Genomic DNA, 15,547 nt, shown 5'->3' with positions numbered 1-15,547 from the left:
CTGCACCCTTTTTTGGTGTTTGTGGGGTGGTGGTGGTGGGTGGGTGTGCCCTCTTACTCAGGGGTGGGCGGCGGGGAGAGGCGTCGAAAAGCAGCTTATTCAGCGACCAAAGACTCCAGGAAGAGATCAGGGTGTTCTTTCTCAATGAAGGAGAGACGCCACTTGTCGCTGAACAGAGCAATGAGCTCGCCGTCGGTGCGGGTGAAGATTTCCACGCCACGCTGCTTGGCAAGTTCCGGTGCGGACTCGGCGTTGGTGCGACGAGCGACGGTGTAAGGAATTGGGTCGGCAACGGTTTCGACGTTGTACTCGACCTCCATGCGGGCCTGCATAACCTCGAACTGCATTGGGCCGACGGCGGCCATGACTGGGTTGGCATCGCCACGCAGGTCGTTTTTGAGGATCTGAACAACGCCTTCGGAATCCAGCTGCTCCAGGGCCTTGCGGAATTGCTTGTATTTGCCCAGGGACTTGGCGCGGAGAATACGGAAGTGCTCGGGGGCGAACTTGGGCATGGGGGTGTACTGGATTTTGCGACCCTCAAAGATGGTGTCGCCAGGTGCAAGAGCACCAGCGTTGACCAGGCCGACGATATCGCCAGGATATGCAGTTTCGACGGTGGAACGGGTGCGACCAAAAACGGTGAGCGCGTATTTGGTGGAGAAACTACGGCCGGACTGGGAGTGGGTGACCTGCATGCCGCGGTCGAATTCGCCGGATACTACGCGCATGAAAGCGAGGGTATCGCGATGGTTTTTGTCCATGCCAGCTTGGACCTTGAAGACCATGCCGGAGAAATCATCAGTGGGTTCGCGGTGCTCGTCCATGGCAGTGGGGGAAGCTTCAAGAGCCTTGGGGTCAGCGTCGCGACCTGCAGGTGCAGGAGCGAGCAGGCACAGAGTATCCAAGATCTGGTGTACACCGAAGTTGAGCATGGCGGAGGCGAAGATCAGTGGGGAAGTGGTGCAGTTGAGGAACATTTCCTGATCGTGCACGGCGCCGTCGGCAGCAAGGAGTTCTGCTTCCTCAGCGGCGTTTTCCCAGACGTCGCCCTCGCGTTCAGCTGCTTGTTCAGGGGTGTAGAAATCTTCGGGAGCGATAGTGGAACCGCCGGCGGTACGGGTGAATTGAATGTATTCCTCTGCTTCGCCTTCTTCGTTGATGCGGGCGAGTCCGCGGAAATCGCCAGCTTCACCAACGGGCCAATAGAGAGGAGTCGGCTGCAGCTCGATTTCCTTCACGATCTCGTCGACAAGCTCTAGGGGGGTGCGGCCCACGCGGTCCCACTTGTTGATCACCGTAATAATTGGCAACCCGCGGGCTTTGCAGACGCGGAAGAGCTGGAGGGTCTGAGGCTCGAGGCCTTTGGCGGCGTCGATAAGCATTACGGCGGCGTCGACGGCCATGAGAACACGGTAGGTGTCCTCGGAAAAGTCGGCGTGGCCGGGGGTGTCGACGAGGTTGATCATGAAGGGTTCGCCCTGGTGACCCTCGGGTGCGTACTCGAATTGGAGGGCGGAGGAGGCGATGGAAATACCGCGGTCTTTTTCCATTTCCATCCAGTCGGAAACGGTGGCTTTGCGGCCAGCCTTGCCGTGGGTCGCGCCGGCTTCGGAAATAATGTGCGCGTGCAGCGCCAATGCCTCCGTCAAAGTGGACTTACCAGCATCGGGGTGGGCGATGACGGCGAAGGTACGGCGGCGATTTGCCTCGGCGGCAGTATTGGCGGGATTGGCAGTGCTCATGGCTATTAAGAATAGCGGTTGAGGTGGCTTAGTCCCTAGCTGGACCCTTCTTGGAGGTCAAGGGCGTGCAGGATAGGGAAACCCGATTTGGAACTAGGGCTTAAACGGCGCCTGGAGATATACCGGAACTTGGAGAACGGCTGCAGTAAGGATGTAGTAAGGCTGCAGAAAGCTCTGCGTGCATTTTATGTGGCGATTAGTGTGAAAGAGCATAACCGGCATGCTAAATTCTACCTATTAACCTATAGATAGATGTGTTTTCGCGTGTTCCCGGCATAGAGCTTCCTATTTGGAGCTCTTCAAAAGGGGCGTTTGAGCGTGTGGTCCTTCTGGAATTGAAAAGGTGCTTCATTTGTATTTACAAGCTCGTGACCAGGAAAAATTGATGATTGTGGTTGCTGCCGATCTTGCTAGGAGGAGGCAAGCCCGGGGGCTGAAGCTCAATTATCCGGAGGCGATTGCGATTATTTCCTATGAACTAATCGAGGGAGCTCGCGACGGTCGTACTGTTGCGGACCTCATGAGCTGGGGCACCACGATCTTGAAGAAAAGCGATGTTCAGGAGGGGATTGCAGAGATGATTCCTGAAGTTCAGATTGAAGCGACTTTTCCGGATGGCACCAAACTAGTAACGGTTCATAACCCGATTCGCCTTCCCTGACTTTCACGCCCGCCTTGTAGCTCAGGTTCCTAAAACCTCCTAGCACCCCTCAAAAATAAAACGTTCACAAAATAGCGATCCTCCAATTGCCGTTTCCCACCCTATTAGCTTTCTGCACAAGATTCACAAGATTCGTTCTGCACAAGATCCACAAGATTAAGGAAGAAAAATGATCCCGGGAGAGTACTTCTGCGCGACAGATCCGATTATTTGCAATCCAGGTAGGGAAGCGGTGGAGCTTCAGGTCACTAATACCGGAGACCGTCCAGTCCAGGTTGGTTCGCATTATCACTTTGCAGAGGCGAATCCGGCCCTCACCTTTGACCGTGTGGTGGCGCAGGGAAAGCGCCTAGATATTCCGGCAGGTACTGCAGTGCGATTGGAACCGGGAGATAAAACCACCGTTAGGCTCATCGACTTTGGGGGATCCCAGGTGGTGCGAGGTTTTAGGAACCAAGCAGTCAACCAGCCGCAAAAACCTTAAGCGCCCCAAAACGCCGCCCAACCCCCAACCTCCAACCCCCAACCCCCAAAAACCAAGAACCCCAAAAAACAAGCCCCCAAAAGACAGAACCAAGGAGCACCCACATGTTTGAAATGAGCCGGGAACGTCATGCTGCCATGTACGGCCCAACTACCGGGGATCGGGTGCGCCTCGCGGATACGGAGTTGCTCGCAGAGATCGAATACGACCTCACAGTTCCAGGTGAGGAGGCAGTTTTTGGCGGTGGCAAGGTTATCCGGGTGGGGATGGGACAAAACGGCGAGTTCACGCGCGTGGAGAATCCGGAGGTCCCGGACACTGTTATAACGAATGTTGTCATTCTGGATTGGTCGGGTATTTATAAAGCCGACCTTGCTATTAGGGACGGAAACATCACAGCGATTGGGCATGCCGGAAATCCAGAGACCATGGATGGGGTGACTATTCCCATTGGCGTGTCCACCGACATTATTGCTGGTGAGGGCAAGATCCTGACCGCGGGTGGCATTGATACCCATATTCATTTTATTTCCCCAGATCAGATTAATACGGCGTTGACCTCGGGAATTACCACCATGATTGGTGGTGGAACAGGACCTTCGGAGTCGACAAAGGCCACCACAATTACCCCGGGCCCATGGCATATTCATCAGATGCTGCGTTCTTTGGAGCAGTTCCCCATGAATTTTGGACTCCTTGGAAAAGGGCACGCTACCTCTTATGAGGCACTTGCTGAGCAGATTAAAGCAGGCGCAATTGGGCTGAAGGTGCATGAGGACTGGGGTGCCACGCCAGCCACTATTGATCTTTCCCTGCAGATCGCTGATGATTTTGATGTGCAGGTGGCGGTGCACACTGACACCTTGAATGAAGCGGGCTTTTTGGAGAGCACGGTGGAGGCTATTGCAGGCCGTGTAATCCACACTTTCCATACCGAAGGTGCTGGTGGCGGGCATGCGCCGGATATAATTGCACTGGCTGCACAGCCTAATGTTTTGCCGGCTTCTACTAATCCGACGTTGCCTTATACGGTGAATACGGCCGAGGAGCACCTGGATATGCTCATGGTGTGCCATCACTTGAATGCGGATATTCCTGAGGATGTCGCCTTCGCGGATTCGCGTATTCGTACCGAGACCATTGCCGCTGAAGATGTGCTGCACGATCTTGGCGTCTTTTCTATTACTTCTTCGGACTCGCAGGCGATGGGCCGGGTAGGAGAGGTAGTTATCAGGACGTGGCAGGTCGCTGATGCGATGAAGCGTCAGCGTGGACCGCTCGCAGGTGATAGTGAGCGCGCGGATAATAATCGGATTAAGCGTTATGTGGCTAAGTACACGATCAATCCGGCAATTGCGCAGGGTATTGATGCTGTGGTTGGTTCGGTTGAGCTGGGCAAATTTGCGGATCTGGTGTTGTGGGAGCCGAAGTTTTTTGGTGTGAAGCCCTTTATGATTCTTAAAGGTGGCCAGGTGGTGAGCTCGATTATGGGTGATCCCGGCGCCTCCATCCCGACGCCACAGCCGGAGATTTATCGTCCACAATTTGGGTCCTATGGTGCAGCGCCCTTCCAGAATTCAATCACCTTTTTATCGCAGGTCGCAATTGCAGCCGGGGTGCCTCAGCAGCTGGGTTTGAAGCGAAAAATCGAGCCTTGTCGCGGGATTCGCACGCTCTCCAAGCAGGATCTCAAACTTAATGGGGAAACCCCCAGCATCTCAGTTGATCCAGAAACTTATGAGGTGCGGGTGGATGGTGAGCTCATCACTTCCGAGCCCTCCGCCGTTTTGCCCATGGCCCAGCGTTATTTCCTCTTTTAGAAAGCCCATCATGATCATCACCAAAATCCTCGGCAATATCCACGACGATCCCAGCCTAATCACCCGCCACACGGAAAAGATCACGCTTGTCGACGCCGCCCTCGTCAAGCGTATTCAGCGTGTTCACAGCGACCACAACACCGAGGTGGGGTTGCGGCTGCCCTCCGGGCATCCACCGCTGCGCGATGGCGATGTGCTGTTTAGCGATGGGGATAATTCTATTGTTATTTATGCTGCTCCCACCGATATTTTGAGGATCACTCCCCAGGATATGAAGGAGATGGCGTTTGTAGCGCACTCTTTGGGCAACCGCCATTTGCCAGCGCAATTTAGCGAGGATGCGCTCATTGTGCAGTTCGATTCCACAGTGGTGGATTTCTTGGAACATCACAGCGTTGCTTATGTTCGCGAAGCCGCTGTAATGCCACAGCCTTTCCGTCATGCAGAGCACACCCACTAATTCGTTACAGCGCACCCTGGCTGCCATGCAGTTAATGGATTCCGCGCTGCCTACCGGTGCTTTTAGCCATTCTTTCGGCTTTGAAACCTATATGCACCGCGGAGATATTACCAATGCTGAAAGTTTTGCGCGCTGGCTGGAAGTTTTTTGTCGCGAACAGCTGACCTTTACGGATGCAGTGATTGTGCGCGAGGTGTTTGAGGCAGAAAATTTCGCGGAGATTATTGCGCTGGATCATCTGGTGCGAGCGCAAGCGGTGCCTGGGCAGGTGCGCCATGCGGGGCGAACAATGGGCGTGCGGATGTTAGAAATTGCCAGTGAGGGTTATTCTTCGCAATGGCTCAGTGAGTATCAGGTTTGCGTCGAAAAGCACCTGGCGGTTGGACACCCTGCCCTTGTGTGGGCGCTGGTGGCGCGCGACCTGGGGTTTGAAGTGGCTGAGGCGGTGGCGCAGCACCTTTATGCGACGGTGATTTCGCTGATTCAAAACGCGGTGCGCGCGGTGCCGATTGGGCAAAATGCCGGGCAGCGATTAGCCACGCAGGCACAGGAGTGGGTGAGTGAAGCGGTAGAAACCTCCGCTGAGCTGGGCTTAGAGGATTTGGGGGCGATTACCCCGGGTTTAGAAATCGCGCAAATGCAACATGAAAATCAACGTGTACGAATGTTTATGAGTTAGAAGGAAAAATGATCAGAATCGGAATCGGCGGACCAGTAGGCGCCGGAAAAACCCAGCTTATTGAGCGAATCACCCGCGCATTGGACGGCAAATTGTCCATGGCGGCGATTACCAACGATATTTACACCATTGAAGACGCCAAGATTCTTGCCAAAAACGGCATTTTGCCCGTTGAGCGCATCGTGGGCATTGAAACCGGCGGCTGCCCGCACACCGCAATTAGGGAAGATACCTCGATGAACGAGGCGGCCGCCCGCGATTTACAGCAGAGATTCCCAGATTTGGAGCTGCTTTTTATTGAATCCGGTGGCGATAACCTCTCGGCAACCTTTTCTCCAGAGCTGGTGGATTTTTCCATCTATATTATCGATGTCGCCCAGGGCGAAAAGATTCCGCGTAAGGCGGGGCAGGGCATGATCAAATCTGACCTCTTCATTATTAATAAGGTGGATTTGGCTCCTTATGTGGGCGCTGATCTTGAGGTCATGGTGAAAGATACCCTGCAATTCCGCGGGGATCGGCCTTTTGCGCTGACAAATTTGCGTACCGACGACGGACTTGATGCGGTTTTGCAATGGATTTCCCATGACGTGCTTATGCTGGACCTGAAGTAACTTTTGCGGTGGACAACAATCCAATTAGAGGAGAACTACAGCTTCGGATAGCCCGCGATCCTGAGAGCGGACGTAGCTATGCCAGTTCGCAGTTTCATCGGGGTGCCTTGAGGGTTTTGCGGCCTCACTACTTGGGTGGGTCCGGCGCTGGAGTCGGTGCCGGGGACGGGCAGGTGAGCTATACGCTTATCAATCCCGGTGGCGCTTATCTGGGCGGGGATAGATTTGAAATTGATCTGCACTTAGAGCCAGGTTCGAGTTTGAACTTGGGGACCCAATCTGCAACCAAGATTTATCGCACCCCGCAAGGTCCGGCCGTGCAAAATACGCGGATCTATTTGGGGGAGGGGGCAGTGCTAGAAAACCTGCCCGATCCAGTGATTGTGTACCGCGAGGGTTCTTATGTGCAGTCCACGCTGGTGGAGATCGAGCCGAGCGCGATGTATATCGCAGCTGAAAATCTCACACCTGGGTGGTCACCGGATGCTCGGCATTTTGCTTTTAATAAATTGCATATGCGAACCGAGATAAGAATGCAGGGTCGCCCGCTAGTAGTAGATAATTTGCGATTGGTTCCTAGCCGGGGAACCTCCGGATTAGGAATCATGGAGGGTTTCAGCCACTCGGGTTCCTTGATGGTGGTAGCACCGGAACTATTTTCGGGCGACGCGCGGGAAGAGCAAGCATATGCACAAATTTTCGAGGTGCTTTCCACCGTGACTTCCAGCTTGGAGGCAGCTGTGAGGTGTGGGATTTCGAAGATCGAAGGGGGATTTGTGCTGCGTTCTTTAGCTCATTCTTCAGAGGTTATAGATTTAATCCACCAGGAAATAATGGCGTCCGCGCGCGACATTGTAGGAGTGTCTAGGGTAATTTTTCGAGGCCAGGGGCTATAAAATTCCTCCCCACCCCAATTTGGGGGTATCAAATCAGTGGTGCAGATCACTTCATTCACAAGTCTGAAAATTTACCTATAGCATGACAGAAACTCTTAAAACTATAGAGTGATAGAAATTTGACTCTGGAGGATCCATGTCTGCAAATATGTCTCTTAACTCGACCGCAGGTTCGACTGCCAATGCGACTGCCCATGCATCCGCGTCTGCAAAAGCGACCGCGAAGGCAACTACAAGGGTGTCATCGAAGGTAGTAAAGCAAGCGTTGTCGATCTCAGCAGTTTCAGTCATGGCTTTGGCAATGGCGTCCTGCACCCGCGCCGCTGATGTGGAAAGTGGAGCAGCGGCCAGCTCTTCCTGTGTGGACACCTCCGGGGATTCCATCAAGATCGGATTTATCAACTCCCTTTCGGGCACGATGGCAATTTCCGAAACCACCGTCAATCAGTCCCTGCACATGGCTGCAGAGGAAATCAACGCAAATGGCGGCGTATTGGGTAAGCAGCTGGAGATCTCTGAGGAAGATGGCGCCAGTGAGCCAGCTACCTTCGCAGAGCGCTCCCAGCGTTTGATCCAGCAAGAGTGTGTGGCAGCAGTGTTCGGTGGTTGGACCTCTGCATCACGTAAGGCAATGCTGCCAGTTTTTGAGGGCAATAATTCCCTCCTTTTCTACCCAGTCCAGTATGAGGGCATGGAGTCTTCTCCAAATATCTTCTACACCGGTGCGACCACCAACCAGCAGATCATTCCAGCTTTGGACTACCTCAAAGAGCAGGGTAAGCAGAAGCTCTTCCTAGTGGGCTCTGACTACGTGTTCCCACGTACTGCTAATGCCATCATCAAGGAATATGCAGCAGCTAATGGCATGGAAATTGTCGGCGAGGATTACACCCCACTGGGTTCCACTGACTTCACCACCATTGCCAACCGCATGAAGGATTCCGGAGCAGACGCGGTATTTAACACCCTCAATGGCGATTCCAACGTGGCTTTCTTCCGTCAGTACAACTCCCTGGGCCTGACTGCAGAAACCTTGCCGGTCATGTCCGTTTCTATCGCCGAAGAAGAAGTTGGCGGCATCGGCGCCTCAAATATCGAGGGCCAGCTAGTTGCTTGGGATTACTACCAGACCGTTGATACCCCAGCGAACAAGACCTTCGTGGAAAACTTCAAGAACCTTTATGGCCAGGATAAGGTCACCTCTGACCCCATGGAAGCTGCATACACCAGTTTGTACCTGTGGAAAGAAATGGTTGAAAAGGCCGATTCCTTTGATGTCAACGCTATCAAGGAAGTTGCAGACGGCACCTCCTTTGAAGCCCCAGAAGGAACCGTGGTTGTGGATGGCGAAAACCAGCACATCACCAAGACTCCTCGAATCGGTGTCATCCGTCCTGACGGACTCATCGATACCGTATGGGAAACCGACGCCCCAGTTGATCCAGATCCATACCTTGAGAGCTACGACTGGGCAGCTAACATCGCGACCGCCACTTCCTAAGGATTCTAAAAAGATCCAAAAATCCTAAAAATTAACAAAGGATTATCCGCATGGATATTTTATTAAATCAGCTGGTAGCGGGCCTTTCTGTGGGTTCGGTACTGCTTCTGGTTGCGGTGGGGTTGTCCCTCACCTTCGGGCAAATGGGCGTAATCAATATGGCCCACGGCGAGTTTATTATGGTCGGCGCCTATACCGCTTATGTGGTGCAAATGGTGGTGAGCTCAGCGGGACTTTCCCTACTGATCAGCATCCCGCTGGCCTTTATTATCGGTGGACTTTTTGGAGTCTTGCTGGAACAAGTGTTGCTGCGTTATCTCTACCATCGCCCGCTGGATACGCTTTTGGCTACCTTCGGTGTGGGTTTGATTTTGCAGCAGCTAGCCCGCGATATTTTCGGAGCACCAGCAGTGGATGTGCGCGCACCGGAGTTCCTCCGCGGCAATGTCGAAGTACTGGGAACTCTCATCCCAACTTCCCGTCTCTTTATTCTCTTCCTTTCGCTGGCAGCGGTTGGCGGTCTTGCGGTTTTCCTCAACCGCTCTATGTGGGGCCGTCGCATCCGTGCGGTGGTGCTTAACCGTGATCTCGCGGAGACTAACGGCATTGATACCCGCGCAACTGACCGCATGACTTTCTTTATCGGCTCAGGGCTCGCCGGCGTGGCGGGTGTGGCCATCACCTTGGTGGGAGCAACAGGTCCCACCATTGGCCAAAACTATATTGTTGATGCCTTCCTGGTGGTTGCCGCCGGCGGTATCGGTCGCATCAAGGGTGCGGTCATTATGGCCTTTGCCCTCGGCATTATCCAAGCATTTGTGGAATACACCACCAGCGCCAGCATCGCGAAGTTTATCGTCTTGATCGCCGTGGTTGCCTTCCTCCAGTTCCGCCCTCAAGGCCTCTTCCAAACTAAAACTAGGAGCCTGGTATGAGTACTGCAACCTCAGCACCTAAGACCGAAAAAGCTGCTTTTCGACGAAAAACTCCCCAGCTTAAGGTCACTAATGCTCTCACCCTGCGCCAAGCTGGATTAGGGCTCGCAGTTCTCGCCGCTGTGCTTTTGTGCGCACCACTTGTTCTCACATCCTTCCAGCTCAACCTCATGGCTCGTCTGGTGTGTTATGCCATCGTGGCAGTGGGAATCGGATTGGCCTGGGGTAGGGGCGGCATGCTCACCCTGGGACAAGGCGTGTTCTTCGGCATCGGCGCTTATATCATGGCCATGCATATGCTGCTCAGCGATGCAGCCCTAGCTGGCCAGGAGATTCCCTCCTTCATGATGCTCTCGGGAGTAACCGAGCTGCCCTGGTGGTGGAAGCCATTTGCCAATCCAACGATAGCCCTACTTTCCGTAGTTCTTTTACCTGGCCTGGTAGCTTTTGTCCTCGGTTTCTCCATCTTTAAAAGGCGCATCAAAGGCGCATACTTTGCCATCTTGAACCAAGCACTCGCCGCAGCAGTGGTGGTGCTCTTGGTGGGACAGCAAGATGCCCTGGGTGGCTCCAATGGATTGAGCGGTTTTAAGTCTTTCCTCGGGTTTGCCCTTTATGATCCGATCAACCGCACCATGTTATACCTCACTGCCGTGGGATTCTTGTTGAGCTTAATCGCACTGTCCTATTGGCTGATGCGCAGCCGTTATGGCGAGCTCCTCGTTGCAACCCGCGATGCAGAAGAACGTGTGCGCTTCCTCGGATATGATCCAGCGCTGATCAAAACCGCAGCTTATGTCATCGCAGCGATGATGGCAGGCATTGCAGGTGCGCTTTATGTGCCCATTATGGGCATTATCTCGCCAGCTGAAATCGGCGTGGTTCCCTCCATTGTGTTTGTGATCGCAGTTGCCGCCGGTGGCCGTGCCTCACTATTCGGTCCGGTTATTGGAGCCTTGGTCTTGGGCTGGTTGCAGTCCAGCTTGGCCCAAACTTTCCCTAGCGTGTGGTCCTATTTCCAGGGCGCAATTCTGGTGCTGGTCATCGTTTTGCTACCGGGCGGTATTGCCTCATTGAGCTGGAAAAAAATTAGAAAAGAGAAGGCGTCATGAGTCTGGACATTAAAGACCTCTCAGTAAAGTTTGGCAGTTTCACCGCCGTTGATGGAATCTCATTCCAGGTCTCTCCCGGCGAGGTGCACTTCCTAATCGGTGCCAATGGTGCGGGCAAAACCACCTGCATTGACGCCATTAGCGGTTTGGCTCCGGGCGAAGGCTCGGTCAAGCTAGACGGCAAGCAAATTCTTGGCACTCCAGTTCACCGCATTGCGCGGATGGGCGTAGGCCGAACTTTCCAAACTGCCAGCGTGTTTGAAGAACTTTCAGTGTTGCAAAACCTCGACATCGCTTGTGGCTTGCACCGACCACTTCGTTCCCTCTTCGGTATTAGGCACAAGATTGATCCCCGGATTGAGCATGCGCTGGAGGTAACCAAGCTCGGTGCCTTGTTAAATAGCCAGGCTGGATCCCTCTCCCACGGCCAAAAGCAATGGCTGGAAATTGCCATGCTGCTGGTGCAAGATGCCCGGGTACTCATGCTCGATGAGCCAGTAGCCGGCATGAGTGAAGAGGAAAGGGTAGAGACCGGGCAGCTTTTAACTTCGGTGTCTGCCAACCGAATTGTGCTGGTAGTTGAGCACGATATGGAGTTTATGCGACGCTTCGCCACCTTCGTCACAGTGATGAACCGCGGAACCATCCTCACCGAGGGCACTGTCGATGAAATTCAGGCACACAAGGGCGTGCAATCCATTTATTTGGGAACAGCAGCAGGAGCTGGTGAATAATGTTGGAGCTAAAAAGCGTTAGTGCAGGTTATGGCCGCACAGAGGTGCTGCATGCGCTATCGCTAGAAACCAAAACTGCCGGAATTCTCTCAATTTTGGGACACAATGGTGCCGGAAAATCCACCATGTTGCGCGCAGCGGTGGGCCTGATCAAGCCCACCAGTGGGCAGGTCTTTTTTAAGGGCGAGGACATCACCACTTTGTCCCCACACCAGCGCGTAAAGCGTGGAATGGCCTACGTACCACAAGGTCAGCAGTCATTTACCCAGCTCAGCTGCATGGAGAATCTGCGCGTGGTGGCAGATCTGCAAGGCCGCGCCGGGCGCAGCCGGATCGAGGAAGCCCTGAGCCGCTTCCCGACTTTGGAGCAGGTGCTTGACCGCCAGGCTGGGTTGCTTTCCGGCGGCCAGCGCCAACAGCTGGCCATTGCCCGCGCGCTGATCACCGCGCCAGAGCTTTTGCTTCTCGACGAACCAACCGAGGGTATTCAGCCTTCGGTGGTGGCCGAGATCCAGCAGACGATTATCGATTTGGCCAAAACCGGTATGAGCGTCCTACTAGTGGAGCAAAATATGGGGTTCGCCCTCGAAGCCTCAGACAACTATGCAATTGTGGCTCGAGGTCGCGTGGTGGAAAAGGGTGATGCCAGCGAGGATTCTGCAACCAAGCAGTTCAAGGTGCGGGAGTCGCTAGCTATTTAGCATGCACCGTGTTCTGTGCCGTCGCCAAGCCGTGTTCAAGGATTAACATAACGGCTTCGGCGGCTAATTCTATTCCGGGCTGAGCACCAGCAACCGGCTCCAAAACATAATCAGGAACAGCCATTCCAGCAGGTGCTCGTGAGATTCCAATGCGCACGCGCAGATAATCGCGGGTTCCAAGCTCAGCGGTTAAGGATTTCAGCCCATTGTGGCCATTTTCATTGCCGCCCTTTTTTAGACGCACGGTGCCAGCGGGCAGATCAAGTTCATCGTGGACCACAATAATGTGATCGGCGGGAATACCCAGCTTTTCTGCCAGCGGTGCAACGGCCTCGCCGGAGTTGTTCATATAGGTGGTAGACCGCAGCGCTAGGGCGCTGTGGGGAAGTGGAGTGGAAGCAACCTTCAGGCCCCGGATTGGGGTGAGGGGCTGCGGCGAGTGGGCGTCGATAAGCATGTCAAGGCTGAGGTAGCCGACGTTGTGGCGGGTGTTTTCATATTTGGCGCCGGGGTTGCCGAGGCCGATGACGAGCCACTCGGCCGCGGGGAGAGCAGGGCTGAGGCGGGCTTTGATTTTTTCCAGAAAACTCACGGATTTTATTTTAGCCCGCGCCAAAAACTCTATGATGGGCGCCATGACCGTCCTTGAAAATGTGGATTTTCCAGTTTTGATTGCGCCGATGGCGGGTGGGCCGTCGACTCCGGCGCTGGTAAATGCGGCCGCGGAGGCGGGCACGCTGGGATTTTTGGCTGGTGGCACCCAGACTCTTGCGCAACTGCAAGCAGACCTAGGCCAGGTCAAAGCGCCTTTTGGGGTGAATCTTTTTAGGCCACAACAGGAGCATCCCAACCCCGAAGATATCGCTGCCTTGGAGGAAACGCTGGCGCCGGAGTTTCAGAAATTTGGGATGCAGGGTCCACAATCAGTCAGTCCTGATTTGAGTAATGGCTGGTCATCGAAGTTTCAAGCGGTGCTAGCGGCGCAGCCTGCGGTGGTGTCGGCAACTTTTGGCTGTTTTAGCGAGGCCGAATTCCAGCAGCTTAAAGCCCGCGGAATTGAAGCGTGGGTAACGGTGACTACCCCCGCGGACGCCCTGATAGCCCAGGAAAAAGGCGCCGACGCCCTGGTGGTGCAGGGCCCTGATGCCGGCGGACACCGTTCTACCTGGTCAATTGCCGCGGAGCCGGACACCCGCAGCCTCCCTGAGCTCCTCCTTGCCGTGCGCCAGGCGGGTGTCTCTATTCCGCTTGTCGCCGCGGGCGGACTGATGCGTGCGGAGGATGTGTGCAAAGCACTGCAGGCGGGCGCGGTGGCGGCATCCTGTGGCTCGGCCTTTTTGCTTTGCGACGAAGCCGGCACGAGCACCTTCAACCGGTGGGTTCTTAGCCACGCGCAGGAAGAAGGTGTGGGCTCGATTAGCTCCCGCGCTTTTTCTGGCAGGTTTGCAAGGGGAGTCTCCACAAAATTTGCACGCGAACACGAGGGGTTACCCCCGCTTTACCCATACCTCAATAAAATGATCACACCATTGCGTGATGCTGCGGTAGCCGTGGGGAACTGGGAATATGCCTACTGCCTGGTCGGATCGGGGGTTGCGCAAGTTGGTAGCGGAAGTGCGAAACAGATACTCATGTCTTTGAACCCTTCCGGTTTGAGTTAATGTTGGGGGGATTGTTCTCAACTACCCACGAAGGACGTTTAAATGACCCACAACCACAAGGACTGGAATGAGCGTATTGCCGTTGCGGAGGAGATGCTGCCTCTTATCGGGCGCCTGCACCGCAACAACAATGTGGTGGTATCTGTATTCGGTCGTCTCCTTGTGAATGTTTCCGACATCGACATCATCAAGTCCCACCGCTATGCCCGCCACATCATCTCCAAAGAACTTTCCCTGGAAGGATCTTTGGAGATTTTGCGTGAGCTAGTCACCCTGAACCTTGGTACTGCCTCGATTGACCTGGGACAGTTGGCATATAACTTCGAGCAGGCTCGCACCGCTGGTGAAGCAACCGAACTCCGCGCCTTCCTGGAAAAGGAACTCGCCCCTGTCATCGGCGCTGATTCTGAGAGCAAGCACACCGACATTGTGCTCTACGGCTTTGGTCGCATCGGTCGCCTCTTGGCTCGCATTCTGGTCTCCCGCGAAGCTGTCTACGGCGGCGCTCGTCTGCGTGCAATTGTGGTCCGCAAGAATGGTGAAGAAGACCTGGTTAAGCGTGCTTCCTTGCTGCGTCGCGATTCCGTCCACGGCGCTTTTGATGGCACCATCACCATCGATGATGAAAACAACATCATCTGGGCAAATGGCACTCCTATCCAGGTCATTTACTCCAATGATCCAGCAACTGTGGATTACACCGCCTACGGTATTAGTGACGCCGTGGTGGTTGATAACACCGGCCGTTGGCGCGACCGCGAGGGCCTCTCCCAGCACCTGCAGTCCAAGGGTGTATCCAAGATTGTGCTCACCGCACCGGGCAAGGGCGACCTCAAGAACATCGTTTATGGCATCAACCACGGCGATATCACCCCTGAGGATCAGATTGTCACCGCCGCATCTTGTACCACCAACGCAATTACCCCTGTGCTCAAGGTGATCAATGATCGTTATGGCGTGGAATTTGGACACGTGGAAACCGTGCACTCCTTCACCAATGACCAAAACCTCATCGACAACTTCCACAAGGGCTCTCGCCGTGGTCGCGCAGCGGGCCTCAACATGGTGCTCACCGAAACCGGCGCTGCCAAGGCTGTGGCCAAGGCTCTACCAGAACTCGAAGGCAAGCTCACCGGCAACGCCATCCGTGTTCCCACCCCAGATGTATCCATGGCTGTGCTGAACCTGACCTTGGAAAAGGAAGTGGATCGCGATGAGGTAAATGAATTCCTGCGCCGCGTTTCCCTGCACTCCAACCTGCGCCAGCAGATCGACTGGATCCGTTCTCCTGAGGTTGTCTCCACCGACTTTGTTGGCACCACCCACGCGGGCATTGTTGATGGCCTGGCCACCATTGCCACCGGCCGCCACCTGGTCCTCTACGTCTGGTACGACAATGAGTACGGCTACTCCAGCCAGGTTGTCCGCATTGTAGAGGAAATTGCAGGCGTGCGTCCTCGGGTTTACCCAGAGCGCGCCCTCCCCGCAAGCCTCTAGCCTCTAGCTGTTAGCCTCTGGCTTTCAAAAGGCTGAACCCCAGCGCC

General features: G+C 54.7%; 16 protein-coding genes. 14 read left to right on the top strand and 2 right to left on the bottom strand.

Going from position 1 to position 15,547, the window contains the following annotated elements; genetic code table 11:
* Positions 1 to 95 precede the first annotated feature (95 nt).
* Positions 96 to 1,745, bottom strand: a complete 1,650-nt coding sequence (locus SFC07_RS12020) for a peptide chain release factor 3 (protein WP_411208543.1) — start codon at positions 1,743 to 1,745, stop codon at positions 96 to 98.
* Between the two features lie 352 nt (positions 1,746 to 2,097).
* On the opposite strand from SFC07_RS12020, the gene SFC07_RS12015 reads away from it, so the two are divergent.
* The 12 genes from SFC07_RS12015 (at position 2,098) to urtE (ending at position 12,342) form a co-directional block, all read left to right on the top strand.
* Positions 2,098 to 2,406 carry an urease subunit gamma gene (locus SFC07_RS12015; RefSeq protein WP_411208541.1) on the top strand — a complete coding sequence of 103 codons (309 nt, stop codon included), beginning with the start codon at positions 2,098 to 2,100 and terminating at the stop codon, positions 2,404 to 2,406.
* Positions 2,407 to 2,575: 169 nt separating this feature from the next.
* Positions 2,576 to 2,890: an urease subunit beta gene (locus tag SFC07_RS12010; RefSeq protein WP_411208539.1), complete on the top strand. Its 315-nt coding sequence runs from the start codon at positions 2,576 to 2,578 to the stop codon at positions 2,888 to 2,890.
* A gap of 104 nt (positions 2,891 to 2,994) precedes the next feature.
* Positions 2,995 to 4,710 carry an urease subunit alpha gene (gene ureC / locus SFC07_RS12005; protein WP_411208538.1) on the top strand — a complete coding sequence of 572 codons (1,716 nt, stop codon included), beginning with the start codon at positions 2,995 to 2,997 and terminating at the stop codon, positions 4,708 to 4,710.
* A gap of 10 nt (positions 4,711 to 4,720) precedes the next feature.
* Entirely contained in the window at positions 4,721 to 5,170 is a 450-nt protein-coding gene (ureE, locus tag SFC07_RS12000) for an urease accessory protein UreE (protein ID WP_411208537.1), read from the top strand.
* Entirely contained in the window at positions 5,151 to 5,849 is a 699-nt protein-coding gene (locus tag SFC07_RS11995; protein WP_411208536.1) for an urease accessory protein UreF, read from the top strand. Before ureE ends, SFC07_RS11995 begins: the two co-directional genes overlap by 20 nt.
* Before the next feature lie 8 nt (positions 5,850 to 5,857).
* Entirely contained in the window at positions 5,858 to 6,463 is a 606-nt protein-coding gene (gene ureG / locus SFC07_RS11990; RefSeq protein ID WP_411208534.1) for an urease accessory protein UreG, read from the top strand.
* A gap of 173 nt (positions 6,464 to 6,636) precedes the next feature.
* Positions 6,637 to 7,359, top strand: a complete 723-nt coding sequence (locus SFC07_RS11985; protein ID WP_411208532.1) for an urease accessory protein UreD — start codon at positions 6,637 to 6,639, stop codon at positions 7,357 to 7,359.
* Between the two features lie 238 nt (positions 7,360 to 7,597).
* A complete protein-coding gene (gene urtA / locus SFC07_RS11980) occupies positions 7,598 to 8,860 on the top strand; it encodes an urea ABC transporter substrate-binding protein (protein ID WP_411208550.1) in 1,263 nt (420 codons plus the stop codon).
* A 50-nt stretch (positions 8,861 to 8,910) separates the two neighbouring features.
* Positions 8,911 to 9,795, top strand: a complete 885-nt coding sequence (gene urtB, locus SFC07_RS11975; RefSeq protein WP_411208531.1) for an urea ABC transporter permease subunit UrtB — start codon at positions 8,911 to 8,913, stop codon at positions 9,793 to 9,795.
* Positions 9,792 to 10,907 carry an urea ABC transporter permease subunit UrtC gene (gene urtC / locus SFC07_RS11970; protein WP_411208530.1) on the top strand — a complete coding sequence of 372 codons (1,116 nt, stop codon included), beginning with the start codon at positions 9,792 to 9,794 and terminating at the stop codon, positions 10,905 to 10,907. The genes urtB and urtC overlap by 4 nt, the downstream gene beginning before the upstream one ends.
* Positions 10,904 to 11,641, top strand: coding sequence for an urea ABC transporter ATP-binding protein UrtD (urtD, locus tag SFC07_RS11965; protein ID WP_411208529.1), 738 nt, complete (start codon positions 10,904 to 10,906; stop codon positions 11,639 to 11,641). The genes urtC and urtD overlap by 4 nt, the downstream gene beginning before the upstream one ends.
* Entirely contained in the window at positions 11,641 to 12,342 is a 702-nt protein-coding gene (gene urtE / locus SFC07_RS11960; protein ID WP_411208528.1) for an urea ABC transporter ATP-binding subunit UrtE, read from the top strand. The genes urtD and urtE overlap by 1 nt, the downstream gene beginning before the upstream one ends.
* Here the strand turns inward: urtE and pth are convergent.
* Positions 12,335 to 12,979 carry an aminoacyl-tRNA hydrolase gene (gene pth, locus SFC07_RS11955; protein WP_411208527.1) on the bottom strand — a complete coding sequence of 215 codons (645 nt, stop codon included), beginning with the start codon at positions 12,977 to 12,979 and terminating at the stop codon, positions 12,335 to 12,337. The two genes, urtE and pth, sit on opposite strands and share 8 nt — an antisense overlap.
* On the opposite strand from pth, the gene SFC07_RS11950 reads away from it, so the two are divergent.
* Both SFC07_RS11950 and SFC07_RS11945 read left to right on the top strand, forming a co-directional pair.
* Positions 12,978 to 14,003 carry a nitronate monooxygenase gene (locus SFC07_RS11950; protein WP_411208525.1) on the top strand — a complete coding sequence of 342 codons (1,026 nt, stop codon included), beginning with the start codon at positions 12,978 to 12,980 and terminating at the stop codon, positions 14,001 to 14,003. The genes pth and SFC07_RS11950 overlap by 2 nt on opposite strands.
* A gap of 42 nt (positions 14,004 to 14,045) precedes the next feature.
* Positions 14,046 to 15,500 carry a glyceraldehyde-3-phosphate dehydrogenase gene (locus SFC07_RS11945; protein ID WP_411208523.1) on the top strand — a complete coding sequence of 485 codons (1,455 nt, stop codon included), beginning with the start codon at positions 14,046 to 14,048 and terminating at the stop codon, positions 15,498 to 15,500.
* The last annotated feature ends 47 nt before the right edge of the window (positions 15,501 to 15,547 follow it).

It is taken from the genome of Corynebacterium callunae, from assembly GCF_046592015.1.
GTDB classification, from domain to species: Bacteria; Actinomycetota; Actinomycetes; order Mycobacteriales; family Mycobacteriaceae; genus Corynebacterium; species Corynebacterium callunae_A.
The sequence above is the reverse complement of the archived record's forward strand: the minus strand, read 5'-3'. Positions and strand labels throughout refer to the sequence as shown.